The organism is Okeania sp. SIO1H4, from assembly GCF_010672695.1.
Classification (GTDB): Bacteria; Cyanobacteriota; Cyanobacteriia; order Cyanobacteriales; family Microcoleaceae; genus Okeania; species Okeania hirsuta.
Genome location: NZ_JAAHGB010000034.1, coordinates 1 through 17,829, shown reverse-complemented (window position 1 = coordinate 17,829; position 17,829 = coordinate 1). Strand labels below are relative to the sequence as shown.

The 17,829-nt window shown below is 37.6% G+C and carries 14 protein-coding genes; 13 read left to right on the top strand and 1 reads right to left on the bottom strand.

Annotation, left to right across the window (positions count from 1 at the left end; genetic code table 11):
• Positions 1-246: 246 nt before the first annotated feature.
• From F6K06_RS20135 to F6K06_RS20105, 7 genes are all read left to right on the top strand, one after another.
• Positions 247-369: a hypothetical protein gene (locus F6K06_RS20135; RefSeq protein WP_287308856.1), complete on the top strand. Its 123-nt coding sequence runs from the start codon at positions 247-249 to the stop codon at positions 367-369.
• A 431-nt stretch (positions 370-800) separates the two neighbouring features.
• Positions 801-1,121 carry a hypothetical protein gene (locus F6K06_RS20130; protein WP_240038816.1) on the top strand — a complete coding sequence of 107 codons (321 nt, stop codon included), beginning with the start codon at positions 801-803 and terminating at the stop codon, positions 1,119-1,121.
• 67 nt (positions 1,122-1,188) lie between these two features.
• Positions 1,189-2,040, top strand: coding sequence for a CHAT domain-containing protein (locus F6K06_RS20125; RefSeq protein WP_240038817.1), 852 nt, complete (start codon positions 1,189-1,191; stop codon positions 2,038-2,040).
• A gap of 927 nt (positions 2,041-2,967) precedes the next feature.
• Positions 2,968-3,888, top strand: coding sequence for an ornithine carbamoyltransferase (gene argF, locus F6K06_RS20120; protein ID WP_124143771.1), 921 nt, complete (start codon positions 2,968-2,970; stop codon positions 3,886-3,888).
• Positions 3,889-4,729: 841 nt separating this feature from the next.
• Positions 4,730-6,541, top strand: a complete 1,812-nt coding sequence (locus F6K06_RS20115; protein ID WP_124143772.1) for a sodium:solute symporter family protein — start codon at positions 4,730-4,732, stop codon at positions 6,539-6,541.
• A 390-nt stretch (positions 6,542-6,931) separates the two neighbouring features.
• Positions 6,932-7,114 carry a hypothetical protein gene (locus F6K06_RS20110; protein WP_124143773.1) on the top strand — a complete coding sequence of 61 codons (183 nt, stop codon included), beginning with the start codon at positions 6,932-6,934 and terminating at the stop codon, positions 7,112-7,114.
• Positions 7,115-7,195: 81 nt separating this feature from the next.
• Complete coding sequence (locus tag F6K06_RS20105; RefSeq protein ID WP_375340278.1) at positions 7,196-7,624, top strand: GNAT family N-acetyltransferase; 429 nt, start codon at positions 7,196-7,198, stop codon at positions 7,622-7,624.
• Between the two features lie 152 nt (positions 7,625-7,776).
• Here the strand turns inward: F6K06_RS20105 and F6K06_RS20100 are convergent, their stop codons facing one another.
• A complete protein-coding gene (locus F6K06_RS20100; protein ID WP_124155392.1) occupies positions 7,777-8,145 on the bottom strand; it encodes a hypothetical protein in 369 nt (122 codons plus the stop codon).
• Between the two features lie 276 nt (positions 8,146-8,421).
• Between F6K06_RS20100 and F6K06_RS20095 the strand changes: the two genes are divergently transcribed.
• From F6K06_RS20095 to F6K06_RS20070, 6 genes are all read left to right on the top strand, one after another.
• Positions 8,422-9,633 carry a transposase gene (locus F6K06_RS20095; RefSeq protein WP_287240779.1) on the top strand — a complete coding sequence of 404 codons (1,212 nt, stop codon included), beginning with the start codon at positions 8,422-8,424 and terminating at the stop codon, positions 9,631-9,633.
• A 42-nt stretch (positions 9,634-9,675) separates the two neighbouring features.
• The gene (locus F6K06_RS20090) at positions 9,676-10,995 is read left to right on the top strand and encodes a GTPase family protein (RefSeq protein ID WP_287240781.1); all 1,320 of its coding nucleotides are present in this window, start codon (positions 9,676-9,678) and stop codon (positions 10,993-10,995) included.
• Between the two features lie 1,211 nt (positions 10,996-12,206).
• Entirely contained in the window at positions 12,207-12,371 is a 165-nt protein-coding gene (locus F6K06_RS20085) for a hypothetical protein (protein ID WP_161564691.1), read from the top strand.
• Between the two features lie 86 nt (positions 12,372-12,457).
• Positions 12,458-12,643, top strand: a complete 186-nt coding sequence (locus F6K06_RS20080; RefSeq protein ID WP_124155395.1) for a hypothetical protein — start codon at positions 12,458-12,460, stop codon at positions 12,641-12,643.
• A gap of 301 nt (positions 12,644-12,944) precedes the next feature.
• Positions 12,945-17,279, top strand: a complete 4,335-nt coding sequence (locus F6K06_RS20075; RefSeq protein ID WP_124155396.1) for an AMP-binding protein — start codon at positions 12,945-12,947, stop codon at positions 17,277-17,279.
• 100 nt (positions 17,280-17,379) lie between these two features.
• Positions 17,380-17,637, top strand: coding sequence for a hypothetical protein (locus F6K06_RS20070; RefSeq protein WP_287240784.1), 258 nt, complete (start codon positions 17,380-17,382; stop codon positions 17,635-17,637).
• Positions 17,638-17,829: the final 192 nt, after the last annotated feature.

The following is a 17,829-nucleotide window of genomic DNA, read 5'->3' as shown; positions in this document are numbered from 1 at the left end:
ATGGAATTTATAATTTTTTCTTTTAGGAAGAAATCACAAATTAAGATGTAATACCAAATTGAGATGAAGCTGCATAGAATAATATTTCAAGCAGAATAGACCGTAGGTAAGCGTAGATAAAGATAGATCGATTTAATAAATTTCATCATTCTATGCAACCTCATATAAAATTGGTATAACTGCCTTTTTTGAATTTGGTATTAGTAAAGAGAAATATAAACTGAGTTCTACCAGTTTGATAAATCTTTGCTACAAATATTTAGGTTACTGCTTAGGAGTCAACCCACCCCTCGCCCCTCCCCCTCTCAGGAGGGGAAGACAGGAGTCAGGAGTCCTATGGGAATAGGTGTGATACCATTTTTTATGTAGTAATTTATCTTTATTTGTCGTAGATGGGTTTAGTAAAATATGGAGAGAGGAGAGTAGATAGAGTAGGAATTTAATCATCTATGCAATATCCGGAATGTGCCATCAAATATACTTTCCTACTTGGCTAATATAGCGTTTCCCAAACTAATGAGGTACAGTTGTTTTTCTTCTTTATAGATTCCTACGGAACTAGAACTACTACTCTCTACTCCCTACTCCCTACTCCCTACTCCCTAAAATCAAGGAATTTTGTACCTCACTCTTCTTGGGAATTGCTATATTATTTTCCAAGGGTAGACAAATACCTTAAATCTAGTTTTAAATCTTCAATTCATTAAACCAAGTATTATATGTTCCGAAAATTCTTCTCTCCTAAGAGCAAATACAAAGTTAGTCTAACAATTTTTTGGTTAATTCTTTCCCTAATTATTATGCTTAGTTTTAATTCAGACAAAATCCTTTCTGAAGATGTCAATATAAGTCAGACAGATAGATACAATATCAGTTCTAATCTCACCCTGTCAGAAAAAGTCATGAAAATGGAACAAAGACTAGAAAAAGAATTTGAAGATTATTTTGACCGAGAAATTTCAGAAGTTTCAAAAACGGGTAATGACATTGCTCAAAAATTGTTAGAAATTAGCCAAAAAAGTAATATAAGACCTGCCGTATTTTGGGCAATTCCTGAATCAAAATATTTACATTTTGTTTTGAATTTATCCTGGAAAAAAACCTTTAGTTCAAGATATTGACTCCCTCAAACGTGAAAGCCTCATTCGTAAAGTCAAATTATTTAATAATGAAATTACTAATCCTCAGATGCTTTTCACAAATTCTTACTTAAGTCTGACCCAACAACTTTATAAATCGATAATTAAACCCTTTGAAGCCAATCTTCAAGAAGAAAGAATAGACACAATATTGTTTTGTTTCGGAACAGGTTTGCGTACTCTACCAATAGCAGCATTACATGATGGAAAACAATTTTTAGTAGAGAAATATAGCCTAGCAATTATTCCTGCATTTAATTTAATCGATTCCAATTATACTCCCATTCAAAAAGCCAGAATTTTGGCAATGGGTGCTTCAGAATTTCCTGCCCAAAATCCCTTACCTGCTGTTCCAATTGAACTATCAACAATTGTTAATAGAAACCTCATAAAAAATATCTCAGCTAAAAATATTTCTAGAGGTTGGCCTGGAAAATTATTTCTTAATCAAGACTTCACCTTAAAAAACTTAAAAAATCAACTTTCTTATCAATCTTTTAATATTATTCACTTAGCAACTCATGCAGAATTTAAACCCGGAAAACCCGAAAATTCTTATATTCAATTGTGGGATACTCAACTCCATTTAGACGAAATTCAAGAGATTAATTGGAACAATCCTCCTGCAGAATTATTAGTTTTAAGTGCTTGTAAAACAGCCGTTGGAGATCGAGATGTGGAGTTAGGTTTTGCTGGATTAGCTTTACAAGCGGGAGTTCAATCTGCATTAGCAAGTTTGTGGTATGTTAACGATCTTGGTACTTTAGCTTTAATGAGTGAATTTTATGAACAGTTAAAAACAGCAGCAACGAAAGCCGAAACAATTAGGAAAACTCAAATTAAAATGATTCAAGGAGATGTGTATTTAACAAATAAAAAATTGAAATTTTCTAGAGTATAAATTTCTTTACCTCAGAGTTTACAAATATTGGGAGAAACAGATTTTTCTCATCCTTTCTATTGGTCAGGTTTTACTCTTATTAGTAGTCCTTGGTAAATATTTTTTATGGTCTTTGAAAATGTAAATTTATTTTTTTAGATTTTATAGGAGTTGCTGTGACTACAACTTAAGATTCTGTAAAATTTGATCCTTAATTTGGCTTTTTTTACAGCACTGAAACATCAGGAATACCGACAAGTAAATATTCTGCATAGTTAATTTCATACATTCTTATTTACTGCTAGTTAACCATTAGCAAATTTAGAACTATACCTCTGGTGGCTGGAAAAAGACTAACATCCAGAGTAGGTATGAAGATAGTGGCCAAATTTTAGCAGGACAAATAGCAGCTACATCAAGACTCAACCAATAGTCAAAAATTTATGAACCTAGTTATACCAATTTAAAAATAGAATGCTACAAAAAAAAGGCTGAAAATTATGCCTAAAAAGAACCTCTCCAATCCTTTAAGCTACCTATTTAGATTTTTTATGATTTGTTTATTACTTCTTACTTCTTCTTTGCCGATACTATTTGTAACAAACACTGATCAAATTGGTATTAGGTATCTGACTGTGGCCTTTATGCTTCGACGGCTGTTTTGGGACTTGAGGAAAAATTGTTATAGATTGAACCAAATTAACTTTTAACTTACTAGAGTAAAGACATTATAAAGTCTTAGCTCTAAATAGTTGGTAAATGTAAAACTATACTTATCAAGAAATAGTATTAATTCTAGTAGCTTTGGAATTTGTCATGGCGGGTTTGAAATATAAATAATTTGGTGTAAAAATTTTCACCCCAGTTATGAAACCTGCTTCAACTTTTTGAATAATTCCAATGTTAACTGAAACAATATAAGTGGTAACCTGACATTAGTGATAAATTATGGATAGTTTAAAAGGACGAAATTTATTAAGTTTAGCAGACTTGAGTTCTGATGAATTAAAAGAAATTTTACAACTGGCAAGCAAACTTAAATCAGGTAAAATAAATCTCAAATGTAATAAAGTCTTGGGGTTATTATTTTCTAAAGCTTCGACACGAACTAGGGTAAGTTTTACCGTGGCAATGTATCAATTGGGAGGTCAAGTTATTGATTTGAATCCTAATGTTACTCAAGTTAGTCGTGGGGAACCTTTGGCTGATACTGCTAGAGTTTTAGACCGATATTTGGATATTTTAGCTATTCGTACTTTTGAGCAAAAAGATTTAGAAACTTTTGCAAGTTATACAAAAATTCCTGTAATTAACGCTCTCACAGATAGGGAACATCCTTGTCAGGTAATGGCTGATTTATTGACCATTCAAGAATGTTTTGGCAAACTAGATGGATTAACTTTAAGTTATTTTGGTGATGGTAATAATATGGCAAATTCTTTACTGTTAGGTTGTGCAATGGTAGGGATGAATGTCAGGATAGCAACTCCACCAAATTATTTACCAAATGTGGAAATTGTGGAGCAAGCAAAAGCTATTACTAATGGTAAGAGTGAAGTTATAGTTACTGAAGATCCCCAAGTGGCAGTTAAGGGTGCTCAGGTACTTTATACTGATGTTTGGGCAAGTATGGGACAAGAAGAGGAAGCTAATAGTCGAATACCTATTTTTCAGCCTTATCAGGTTAATGAAAAGTTGGTAGAAAGTGCAGCAGATGATGCGATCGTGTTGCATTGTTTACCAGCTCATCGGGATGAAGAAATTACTGATGGAGTGATAGAAGGAGAGCGATCGCGAGTTTGGGATCAAGCAGAAAACAGGATGCACGCTCAAAAAGCTTTATTAGTAAGTCTTTTAGGTAGTGATTAGAGTTTACCAACTGGCAAAGTAGTAGGGACTTTTCATGGAAAGTCCCCACCAGTTTTACAGATGTAAAGATATAGCAGAAGGAAGAAGGAAGAAGAAAGAAGAAAGAAGAAAGAAGGAAGAAAGCAGCTATGCTGTTTGCCCAGCATGACCTAGGAAAGGCAGAAGGAAAAATCTGGCGTTGTCTGAGTTTTAAGCTGTAGATAAAAATAATATTATTCATCCTTATTTTTCTATTCTGTTTGTCACTTATAGAGTTTTTGAACATGCTAAAAAGAAGCATTATTTATTACTAATAATGTTAATTTTTAGAGGTTATTACTTAATTTTTATATGCAGAATATCATCATTATATTATTAAAAAAACCTTCAAATACATAACTTTTAAATTGATTATTTTTTTTGATAAATTATAAAATATTTAACCTTATACTCATATTACTTTATACTTTTTATCCTTTTTTTTGCTGTGGTTAAAGTAAATATAGCACTAAACTAAATCCGCTTTCATCCACATAATATAAATCTATTATTCCCTTAATTGCGTTTTTTTTACTCATATAGCAGTAGAAGCAAAGGGCGCGGACATATAAAAAGCTTAAAACTCAGACAAAGCAATATTTTTCCTTCTTTATTCTGCTATATAATTTAGGTTCAGCTTGGCTTTTTAGCATTTTTTTATATGATACTAACCCCTTCCTTTTTTTCTAATCTTTTTATTTAGGATTGCTATAAATAATATAAACAGTAAATTAATCTATAAAATCCATGATATTCTTAAGTTTGAAACTATGTGCTCAAAAAACAGTCACACACACACAGACTCCCAATTAAACACAAATTTATGCAACTAATTGATTGGCTGATTGTTTTAATATACCTCATCTTAACAATGTGGATGGGACTATATCTTTCTCGCAAAGGTTCAAAAAGTTTAGCAGACTTCTTTGTTTCTGGGCGATCGCTTCCTTGGTGGTTAGCTGGCACAAGTATGGCAGCGACAACTTTCTCTATAGATACTCCTCTCTATATTACTGGAGTTGTAGCTAACCGAGGAATTGCTGGTAATTGGGAATGGTGGATTTTTGGTATTTCCCATGTAATAATGATTTATATTTTTGCCAGAATGTGGCGACGTTCGGAAGTTATTACTGATGCGGAATTAACTGAACTTCGTTACGGTGGAAATATGGCTGCTATTCTCCGGGGAGTTAAAGCTTTTATCTTTGCTATTCCCATGAATTGTATTGCCATTGGTTATGCTATGTTAGCCATGGTTAAAGTTGTCGAAGCATTAGAAATTTGGCAAAATTTAGGCATTGATGCTAGTGAAAATAATCTCAAATTACTAAGTGTTATAGGTGTCAGTATATTTGTATTAATTTATGCAGGTTTATCCGGTTTATGGGGAGTAGTTGCCACAGACTTTTTCCAATTTTTCTTAGCACTATTTGGAGCAATTATTGTCGCTTTTTTTGCTGTTAATAGTGTCGGTGGCATCCAAGAATTAATAACAAAAGTTCCTGAAGTAATGCCAGACAAAGATATTTTATCCCTTTCACCTTTAACTATTGGTAAAAATGGCGATACTTTGATTAATTTTAGTAAAACAGCAGGCATAACTGCCAGTACATTTTTTGCTTATATTGCCCTTCAATGGTGGTCTTGGCGACGAAGTGATGGAGGTGGAGAATTTGTACAAAGATTTGCAGCAGCGAAAAATGAAACAGAAGCAGAAAAAGCAGCCTGGTTATTTAATATCATGCACTATGTTATTAGAACTTGGCCTTGGATTTTAGTAGCTCTAGCATCCATTGTAATTTACCCTAATTTAGAAGACCGAGAATTGGGTTATCCCAAATTAATGATTGACTTTCTTTCCCCAGGAATTTTAGGTATAGTTGTTGCCTCTTTAGTCGCCGCATTTATGAGTACAGTTTCTACCTCAATTAATTGGGGTGCTTCTTTTATTACTAACGACCTATATAGAAGATTTATTAAACCTGATGCAACTCAACCACAATTAGTTTTAGTGGGGCGACTTTCTTCTCTATTAGTAACAGTTTTAGGAGCAATTGCCGCATTTTTAGCAACAGATGTAGCAACAGTATTTAGATTAGTAATAGCCATCGGAACAGGTTCAGGATTAGTATTAATATTACGTTGGTTTTGGTGTCGGGTGAATGCAGCAGCAGAATTAACCGCTATTGTCGCTAGTTTTTTCGTAGGGATGACAACAAGTTTAGTTCCCGCTTTCAAAATTGAAGACTTTGGTTTGCGAATTATGTTTATTACTGGCACCGTAACATTACTCTGGGTAACAGCAATGTTTTTAACCCCACGAGAGTCTGATACAACTTTAGACGAATTTTATCGACGAACACTTCCCGGTGGCCCTGGTTGGAAACAGCAAAGGATGAAAACAGGTTTATCTCCAGCACAGGATTTAGGTAAAGATTTACAAAAGGTACTCGCATCTATACTATTATTATTTGGGGCACTTTTGGCAACTGGTGGCTTTCTGTTGCTCAAGCCAAACATTGGCTGGATCTTCCTAATTATTGGAGTTCTCGGTTGGGTTTGGTTGCAACAGCTCAATAAATCAAAAATTTTGCCAATGCCAAGACCAGGATTAGATGATGACGATTTTGTCTAGGGAGGAGTCAGGAGTCAGGAGTCAGGAGTCAGGAGTCAGGAGCCAGGAGTCGGGAGAGAAGAGGAGGAGAAAGTTTTTGTCGCGGAGCGACAGATCAAGCGCAGTTACCGAAAAATCGTGGTATAGGCGCCTCCCCTTTTAAGGGGATAAAAAGCGGTCGAGAGATGGTGAGGTTTCCTCGCCATATCTAATCGACCAAGAGAAAATAGAATTCCGTATTTCAAGCCTCTTGCTTTCCTACGGAATGCTGCGAAACAGCTAGAGGTACTGATAACTGATAACTGATAACTGAAATGACTGCCTACTGCCTACTCCCTCTTACAAAAATTATCAATTCTTTTCCCCTACTGCCTACTGCCTACTGCCTACTCCCTATTTAATACAAAAACCATGCAAATTTTTCGTCAATATATTGCTCCATTTCTCGTAGTCGTCATATTTTTAATTGCTATGGTAGCAGTCAGCGCTCGTATCTTTTTACCAGGGGATCTAGCAGCACCCGCTCCCACAGAGGAATTAAGTTATCCTCAAGAAGAGGCAATGCTATCCACACCCAATGTTCATTTCTCGTAATATTCAGTGGTTAGCAAGTTAATTCCAAATTACCAACTTCGTAAGGGTTCCGGTATAGACAGAGCAATTCTGGTTAAATTTATGCATTGGACTTATCAAGAACTTTTCCCAGAGCAAAATTTTAGCCATCTTGCTAAAACAGTCGATCGCTATTTATCAACTCAAACTCCTATTTGGTGGGTTGAGGTCATAGATAAACCTGTAACTTCACCAATAGGTTGTCTGTGGTTGGGGAATGCCATAGACCAGGTAGAGGGCGATCGGGTAACTCATATATTTCTGCTGTATGTCTCCCCATCCCATAGACGACTTGGTATCGGTACAGCTTTAGTTACCCATGCAGAAAATTGGGCAAAAGCTAGGGGCGATCGGCAAATTGGTTTGCAAGTGTTTGTCTCTAACCAACCCGCTCTTAATCTTTACCAGAAGTTAGGTTTTCGGTCTGAGTCTATCTTGATGGTAAAATCTTTAAACGAAGGAAGGGGTAAGAATATAGGAAGAGAAAATTGAAAGTTTCTAGGGACGTTGTATGCAACGTCTCTACTCCCACAAACCAACAATATTATGTAGATAATGTTGTTGTGCCAAATAAACGATTTGTAAAAAGAAATTTTTCTCCAATAAGGAAAATTTTTTTCCGGGGTAACAGAAGCACCTTCTAATCAAATTCTGGAACAGATGATGTATGATTCTCTTCGCTCATAAAAAGTACTCTGTTGGTAAAACCAATTCCAATCTGGATGACATAGAGCTTCCCACCTGGCTCCACCTTGAGGACTTAAGTAGTAACCCATATTTAATTTTCCGTCCAACGCAGCCTTAATTTGGGACAGGGTTAAGACCACATCTGGAGTCCTGACTCCCTCTTTAGTAGTTAGTAGGACTAATATATCCCCATTCTGAAACAAGCGATCGCTTGCTGCTGCTACCTCTGTATGACAAAGTCGCCAATCTGATGCAACATTTTTGAGGAATTCACCATCTTTTAAAACTGAGAAAAGAAGCAAATATTCTACCCTGTGGATAGTCATAAATTTTAGAAAAAGTGATGATTCTAGTAGTGCAAAACAATTCTAAAAAAATCTACAAAAAGGAAATTGGAAACTTTTGCCTAGAAAGAGCTTCTCTACATGATAAACTTAAAATCAGAATAAAATTTATTTCAAATCATTTATAAAATAAGTCCACTTACCGAAAAAATTGGGTTTAAAGCCCCGTCCTTCTAGGACGGCTTTTCTTAGAACTAGACTTGATAGTTTTCGTCAGGCGTGTTAGCGTAAGATTATATCGAAGGAGGTCGAGATTCGATGATCATTATTGAGTTCAAAGCATACGGCAAAGTTAACCAATATGCAGCTATTGATGAAGCTATTCGGACGGTTAAATTTATCCGAAACAGCTGTATTCGCCTGTGGATGGATAAGAAGGGAACAGGAAAGTACGACCTTAGTAAATACTGCAAGATACTGGCCAAAGAATTCCCTTTTGCTAATGAATTGAACTCAACAGCTCGACAGGCTGCGGCTGAGAGAGCATGGTCATCAATTTCTCGTTTCTTTGAAAATTGCAAAAAGAAAGTACCTGGAAAGAAAGGGTTCCCCCGATTCCAGAAGCATTGTAGATCGGTCGAATATAAGCAGTCAGGATGGAAAATATCCCCTGACAAAAAGTCGATCACTTTCAGCGACAAGAAGGGAATTGGGAAGCTAAAACTCAAAGGTACGTGGGACTTGTGGCGCTTCGACAAGAAGCAGGTTAAGCGAGTTCGCATAGTCAAAAGGGCTGACGGCTACTATGTTCAGTTTTGCGTCTCTGTGGATGTCACGGAGCAATTAAATCCTGCTGACGCGACTGTGGGACTGGATGTAGGACTAAAAGAGTTCTATACTGATTCCAGAGGAAACACCGAACCTAATCCCCGTTTTTATAGGACTGGGGAGAAACGTTTAAAGTTTGATCAGCGCAGAGTTTCTCGGAAAAAGAAAGGCTCATCCAATCGTAAGAAGGCAGTTAATAGACTAGGTAGACAACACCTTAAAATAAGTAGACAACGTGAAGAGCACGCCAAGAGACTGGCGCGCTGCGTAATCCAGTCTAATGACTTGGTCGCCTACGAAGATTTGAGAGTTAAGAATTTGGTGAAAAACCACTGTCTAGCTAAGTCTATTAATGACGCAGGTTGGTATCAATTTAGAAAATGGTTAGAGCATTTTGGCACTAAATTTGGCAGAGTCACAGTTGCTGTAAATCCTGCATATACTAGCCAAAACTGCTCTGAGTGCGGCGAGGTAGTGAAGAAGTCGCTATCAACTAGGACTCACGTCTGTAAATGTGGTTGCAAGTTAGACCGCGACCACAACGCCGCAATCAACATTCTAAACATAGCCTTGGGTACGGTGGGGCACACCGGAACCTGGATCATTGATCCGAACGCTTTGGGAGATCTGTCCTCTACTTTTCCTGACTCCGGTCTGGTTGAGCAAGACGGGTCGTCGATCAAAGAATCCCCGTCCTTCTAGGACGGGGAGTGTCAACCTATAGATTTACCTACTATATTCAGAATGACTGAGGAACATGATATAAACCAAACAACAACTGATTCGGAACAGTTTCATCAACCGACTGAAGATCAAAAAAAAGACTCTTGGAAAAATCGTATCGCTGAAGTTTGGAATGATACCAGCAACCGTGTAATGAAACTGTTACCCGTAGACCGGGCAGCACAAACATTAGTGCAATGGTTTAGCATTGATGAAGCCAAAGTAGCCGAAATATTAACAAAAGTACGCGCAGAACTTCCCACCACTGAAGCACTATTAATTGGTAAACCCCAAGCAGGTAAAAGTTCCATCGTGCGTGCTTTAACAGGAGTTTCCCCAGAAATAGTCGGTCAAGGATTTCGCCCTCATACCCAACATACCGAACGTTATGCTTATCCTTCCGACGATTTGCCCTTATTGATTTTCACTGATACTGTGGGGTTGGGAGATGTGAAACAGGAAACACCAGTTATTATTGACGAACTCCTCGGAGAATTACAGCAGGAAAGTAACCGCGCCAGAATCTTGATTTTGACCGTAAAAATAAATGATTTTGCTACCGATACATTACGACAGATAGCACAACAGTTGCGACAAGAATATCCAAATATTCCTTGTCTTTTAGCAGTAACTTGTCTCCATGAAGTTTATCCTAACCCTACTGATGACCATCCCAAATACCCTCCAGAATATGAAGAAATAAACCGTGCTTTTGTTTCTATTCAGGAAGATTTTGGGAAGTTGAGCGATCGCTCTGTACTTATCGATTTTACCCTAGAAGAGGATGACTACAATCCTGTATTTTATGGTTTAGAAGCCTTTCGAGATAGTTTAGCAGAATTACTTCCAGAAGCAGAAGCACAAACAATTTATCAATTATTAGACGAACAAGCAAGCAAACAACTGGGTAATATTTATCGAGATGTGGGGCGACGTTATATTTTATCATTTACTATGATGGCAGCCACCGTAGCAGCAGTACCTCTACCTTTTGCCACAATGCCAGTATTAACAGCTTTGCAAGTGTCCATGGTAGGTTTATTAGGAAATTTGTATGGGCAAACAATATCGCCATCTCAAGCAGGAGGAGTTGTTAGTGTTATTGGTGGAGGTTTTGTTGCTCAAGCAGTAGGGCGAGAGTTGATTAAATTTGTGCCTGGGTTCGGGAGCGCGATCGCTGCTTCTTGGTCTGCTGCATATACTTGGGCGTTAGGTGAGAGTGCCTGTGTTTATTTCGGAGATTTGATGGGAGGGAAAAAGCCAGATCCAAAGAAAATTCAAGGTGTTATGCAGGAGGCGTTTGAGTCAGCGAAAGATAGATTTAAAGGGATGAAAAGTTGAGTAGAAATTGCACTTAGGAGCCATGTAAAAATAAGTTGTACAAATTTTATCTGGGATAAATTGTGAAATATAGCTTCTATCAAAAAAACTGTTCAGGTTATTTTTGCACGAGTCCTTAGTATCACGCCCGCTCGGGTAGTGCGTTCATAAAGTTCTTAGGTGGTAGGTGTAATATCATGTCCGGTTGAATACTTACACTTTGGAGAAGGTAAGGCAGCTATGCTGGAGGCAGGAGGCAGAAGGAAAGAAAAGGTTAGAAGGGAAAAGGTTTTTGATCACGCTATTATCCGGACATGATATATAGCGCTGTGCGCAGGGAACAGGCAACAGGGAACAGGGAACAGGGAACAGGGAACAGGGAACAGGGGGAATAAATTGCCGATAATATAAGACTTCTAGCTCTTTTGCCCCTACTACAATTTGTAAATATACCAGCGCTCATTGCTATAAATTCAAGAGGGAACACTGGAAACGGAGCAAAAATTTGGGATATTCCTGTAGTGTATCAAGAAAGTGTGGGAATGGTAAAATTATCATTGTCCCTCAATACTTTCTATTCTAATAGACATCTCCTCCACCCATAGGCAGTAGGCAGCTTTGCTGTAGGCAGTAGGGAACCCACCCCTCGCCCCTCCCCCTCCCAGGAGGGGAAATAATTGATATATCTAGTGTGATAATTGATTTTATTTTTTATTATAGGAGATGTCTAATATAGCGCTGTGCGCAGGCAACAGGCAACAGCTCATCTGGCAACAGGGGGAATAAATTGCCGATAATATAAGAATATATCCCATTAATAGTCAAATTATGATGAAGCTATCCCACTATTTTTAACAAGTTTATTTGTTTAAGTAAAATGTGTTTTAAAAGCTTGATTTTTCGTTTTTAACTATCAACATATTTAGAGTTTTTAGCAAAAGTCTTATTAGTGGGATAGGTTCTTTGTAATTCTCTCTCCTCCTGACTCCTGACTCCCCTTCCTGGGAGGGGCGCGCGGGTGGGTTGACTCCTAAGTAATTAGGATTAATATCATACACGTGCTTCAGCAACGCCGAGAAAAGTAGCCTAGTTTGATGAAGATTTGATGAAGATGTAGCCTAGTTTGATGAAGATTTGATGAAGATTTGATTAAAATTATAACTTCCTATTGCTTTTGTTTTTTTTTAAGATTATCGTTGTGATTAAAGATAACCAAATAAAAGGAAACAACCATGAAAAGTCTTAACTATAGCCAACTCAACCCAGAGCAAAAACAACAAATCAGCAATTTAATTGCACAGATGGAAGGGCAACAACAAAATAGCAACTGTGCTGTTCGCTTCGTTGCTCGCGGCGCTACTGGTGGTGAGTTTGGTGGCGGCCCTATTCTTAACTAATAGAGTAGACTAAAATCAAGGATTTGATCTAGCCTTCTCCCAAATAGATCGACATTGAAATGCCTCAATAATAAAAGGAAACAACCATGAAAAGTCTTAACTATAGCCAACTCAACCCAGAACAAAAAGAACAAATCAGCAATTTAATTGCACAGATGGAAGGGCAACAACAAAATAGCAACTGTGCTGTTCGCTTCGTTGCTCGCGGCGCTACTGGTGGTGAGTTTGGCGGCGGCGGAGGCAACCCTGGCGGCGGCCCTATTTTTAACTAATAGAGTAGACTAAAATCAAGGATTTGATCTAGCCTTCTTCCAAATAGATCGAGATTGAAATGCTGTTGGTTCAACCATGAATACCTATGGATAAGTAACCAACTCAAACAGTAGGGACGTTGTATACAATGTCCCTACTATAATATTAAAATCAGGACTTACGCAGAAACCGGGTTTATAAAGGAAATTTCGTGGTTTGAACAACAAGAGCAGGGCAATAAACCCGGTTTATTGGTTGGGAAAGCGTAAGTCCTGAAAATGTAAAAGTAAAGTTATTCTATTAGATGTAGATGGAGCTGTAATGTCAATAAACACAGAGCTAGACCTTAAAATAGGTGAAGATCAATATGAATTTGGTCAATCAAGTTTTTTTTGGACTGACCCTAAACTGTTTGACGATCGCCAACAGCAGAATATTAATACCCTGATCGCCATACAACAAGTTTTGATGCGTCACCCTAGGTTTGAAGGTTCTGAGGAAGACATTTCGGAGATTCAAGAATTTTTAGAAGTTTATCATCAAATCGCTACAGAAGCATCAGAAAAGTTTAGCTTAATTTGGTCAGATCCTTTTGCCAATCATTGGTGTCTATTGGCGTTAGACCTAGTCACAGCAACCATAACTAAGAAACCTTTACCCCTCGTTACTCAAGAATATTGTCAGGCAATTCAACAAAAAACACCTCTTCAAGCACTAATATTTCACCTCAATCAGTTTAAGTTATTTGCACTTGCTTACGGTTTTCTGTCTCAGCAAAGTTATCAATTTAAAACCCCTTTAATTTGTCATTTACCAGTAGCAATTCCAGGTACATCTCTTTACCTAGAAGGGAATGGAAAAATAGAAATTTACGGTATTAATTCAGAAAAATTAGAAGTTGTAGTCACAAACAACAAACAAACCCTAGAATTAACCCCAGATGCAACATTAGGTGACGAAAATTTGAAAGTAGGCAAATGCCCAACCATTCAACTTCCCAGTCGGGAATTACGATTTCAACCTTATTGTTTTAATTCTCCAGCTTTTCCAGATGGTCAAGCAGTTGTTGAAGCAGGAATGAAGTATCAGGGGCAATATGTCACTCTAGTCAAAGATGGACTAGCACTGATTGAGCAATATCATCCTCAGAGTTTTGAGCAATTGCATTATTTTATGCAGGTATTAGCTCTCAAACCGATAGGTGTAGGAAATTTCACCAACCTCAGTAGCTCAGATTTTTCTGGCGCTCTAATTTGTAGCGTGATTGAAAATCCTTATAGATTAGCTGATAACTTTATTCACGAGTTTCACCATAATCGCTTATTCTTGATTGAACAAAATAATCCCCTTTTGTTGGACTCAGTTGAAGAGAGTCAAGGTAACAATTTGTATTATTCGCCTTGGCGTTTAGATTTGCGTCCCCTACGAGGAATTTTCCATGCCATATATGTTTATACACCCGTTGCTCAGTTCTGGTTAAATGTTTATCGAGCAAACCCTACTGGTGAACTTTTAGACTTTACCAAAAGTCAACTTATTAAGATTCCTTTACAACTGCAAATCGGACTTGAGCAGTTGCGCAAATATGCCAAATTCACTCCGGTAGGTCAGGATCTTTTTAATGAATTAGAAAGACAACTTGCTCAGATTAACCAAGAAATTACTCAACTTCAAATCCCCTCAGATGTGTCTGACCTAGACTTTCAACGAAATGGGTCTTTTCTTTATAATCTACGACCGGGAACTGCCCAATTTTTGACAGTTAAAGAAGCAACGTTAAATCACATCAAGCGTTTTGATTATTTTCAACAAATTGATACTCAATTACAAGCAAATTTAGGTTTAGATGGGTTCTCTAAGAATGAAATAGGAGAAAAAGCAGCAGCGATCGCCTACGGGGAAAAAGTGACGGGAACTGTTGAGTTCGTATCCTCCCTAGCAGAAACCTTAAAACAAAAAATCGAACGCTTTTCTGAAAGCGAAATAATTGATTTGAGGGAAGAGCAAGGAGTAACCAGAACTTATGGTGAGCTTTGGCAACAGTCCACAACCTTACTCGGTTACTTACAAGCACAAGGTTTATCTCCTGGGGACTTTGTCATCATTCATCTTGAACATTGTCATAATTTTGTAGCAGCGGTTTGGAGTTGTTTTTTGGGTGGTTTTGTCGCCGTACCTGTGACAATTTCTCCCAATAGTTCTAACACAACTACTCAAAATGCCAAACTGCAACAGGTTTGGCAAGGGTTAGATAATCCTGTAATTTTGACAACCAAGAATCTGACAGAAACAATTAACGATATTCTCAAAGATTCTACTCCTAACCTACTAACTATCGAAAAATCTCAAGAATTTGCTCCGAGTCAGAATTTCCATTCCAACCAACCTGAAGATTTAGCTCTATTGCTCACCAGTTCCGGTACAACAGGTACTCCAAAACTGATTTCTTTTGATGCGGTTACAGTTATTAGCCAATTTTTGTCAGGGAATGAGAAATCTGAATCATCTTACTGCTCCTTGACTTGGGTTCCTTTTGATAATGCGTCAGGATTTGGTATTGTCAACCCGAAATCAGGAAAAACTCTTTATCTTCCTGCAGAACGCTTTTTCGGAAACCCTATACTTTGGTTAGATATTGTCGATCAATACAAGGTGAAGGGAACGGTCTTAACGAATTTTGCCATGACACAGATTATGGAGCAAATTCAGGAAATTTCCGAACCTCACTGGGATTTGACTTCAATCGAAACCATTGGTTTAGGAGCGGAAAAAATTGTGCCTCAAACTTGCCGTTCTTTTTTACAGACCTTACAACCATTGGGATTGGGTGCGGATGTCCTTAATGTTGGTTATGGTCTTTCTGAAACGGGAGTTGTTGCTAGTAACCGTGAGTGGATAGCAATGGGTTATAACCAGCGTGGCGAACAATTTGTGCAAATTGGTAAACCTTTACCGGGTTGTGGGATTCGTATTGTTGATGACCAGGATAATTTACTCAATGAGGGTGAGGTTGGTCGTATTCAGATTTGGGGTGTCAACAGAACTGGTGTATATTACAATAATCCAACATTGAATAGGACGCTTTTTACAGAAGATGGTTGGTTGAATACTGGAGATTTAGGATTTCTCAATCACAATTACCTGACGGTGACAGGACGAGAAAAGGAGATCGTCATTATCAATGGTAAGAATTATTCCTGTCAGGAAATTGAATTAGTAGTCGAAGCAGTTGAAGGGGTTGAACCTTCTTATACTGTTGCCTGTAATATTCGACAACAAGAAAGTGATACTGATGAGTTAGCTATTTTCTTCAATACACTAATTACGGAAGAAAGTCAATTAGCCAATTTAGCTAAACAAATTCGGGGAAAAGTAACTCAAACCTTGGGTATAAATCCCAATTATATAGTTTTAACTGAAAAATCAGCGATTCCGAGAACAGCAACGGGTAAAATTAAACGCTTACAACTTAAACAGAGTTTGGAAGCTGGTGAATTTGATGCCATCATCAAATGGATAGATGCACTCATTCAGCAAACGTTAGAACATACATTTGTTGGTCCTCGCAACGAATTAGAACGCCAACTGACTCAGATTTGGGAAAAAGTTTTAGGAATTCAACCTATCGGAATCTATAATAATTTCTTCGATTTAGGAGGACAGTCTATCTTGGCAGTTAAACTATTGGCTGAAATTGAAAAAATTGTTCACAAAGATTTACCTTTAGCTGCTCTGTTTCAAGCTCCAACAGTTGAAAAACTAGCGAAGATTTTATCTGAAGAGAAATGGTCATCATCTTGGCAATCATTAGTCCCTATTCAACCACTGGGCGATAAAACACCCTTATTCGCTATTCATCTTCTCGGTGAAGGTTTAAGTTTTTACCGACCTTTGGCAAGTTACTTGGGTCAAAGACAACCAATTTATGGGCTAAATTATGGATTAGCGGCAAAAAAAGGGAAAGAAGAAAAAGTTTCTCTACCTCCTACTAAAGATTTAGCAGCTCACTACATTCAAGAAATGCAAGCTTTTCAACCCCAAGGACCTTATATATTATTAGGTGTATCTAATGGAGGAAATGTAGCTTTTGAAATGGCAAAACAGCTTCACGCACAAGGTCAAACAGTTGCCAAGTTAATTTTGTTTGATACCATACATCCAAATGTTAAGCTTCCCCCAAACTGGAACAAGATTTCTCGTTTCCAGAAATTAATTTTAAATGTGATACGAAATATTGATATTCATTGGGGTAATTTTCTATTATTTGAACCTCAAGAGAGACTACCTTACTTATTCGACAAGGTACAAAAATTGTTAACTAAGTTGTTTACCCAATTTCCTAAAAAATTATATCTATCTATTAGGTCATCAATTTCTAATGTTACTAAAAAGCATCACAAAATAAATTCTCCGTCTGTATCTCCTCAATGCTATACACCACATTCATATCCGGGTAAAATAACTCTTTTTAAAGCTAAACATACAACTATAACATCTTCCGATCCTACAAATGGATGGGAAGGTGTAGCTGAAGAAGGACTAGAAATTTATAACATTCATGGCGCTCATAGTAAGATTCTCTCAGAACCCAGTGTGCGCATCTTAGCTGAAAAAATGAGGTCTTGTCTACAAAGCACTCTAGACATTGACTCATAATTTACATCTTTCCATCCAGGGGTTAGTTCTTTCTATGACCCATCTAGCTTTAACTGGAACAATTCCTGTTTTTCCTTGCTTTTCTTTGTCTACTTAGGGTTTGCGCTTCACTAGTCTTTTAGTAGGGGTAGGAGACAACCCACCTCTAACCCCTCCCAGGAGGGGAATACTGGAGACAGGAGACAACCCACCCCTCACCCCTCCCCCTCCCAGGAGGGGAGGAATGGGAATGAGCGAGGAGGTAGGAGCAAGAATTGTCAATTTGGGATTTTTCTACCATAGTCAGCCCAAAATACTAGCTTTTTGCAGCTCACAGGCACCGAAAAGCTGGCACTTTTTTGAACCCCAAAAAGGCTAATACCTTTATTTATCAATACTTTGAGAATTAATCAGCAAGCCCTACTTATATCATGTTCCCCCGGAGGGGGAGCTACGCTAACGGTTGAATACTTATAAATAAATGTTGTGAGTCCTCAGGAGTCAGGAGGACCGAGTCAGGAGGAAATATTGGAGAAAAAGAGGAAATATTGGAGAAAAGTAAAGACAATTT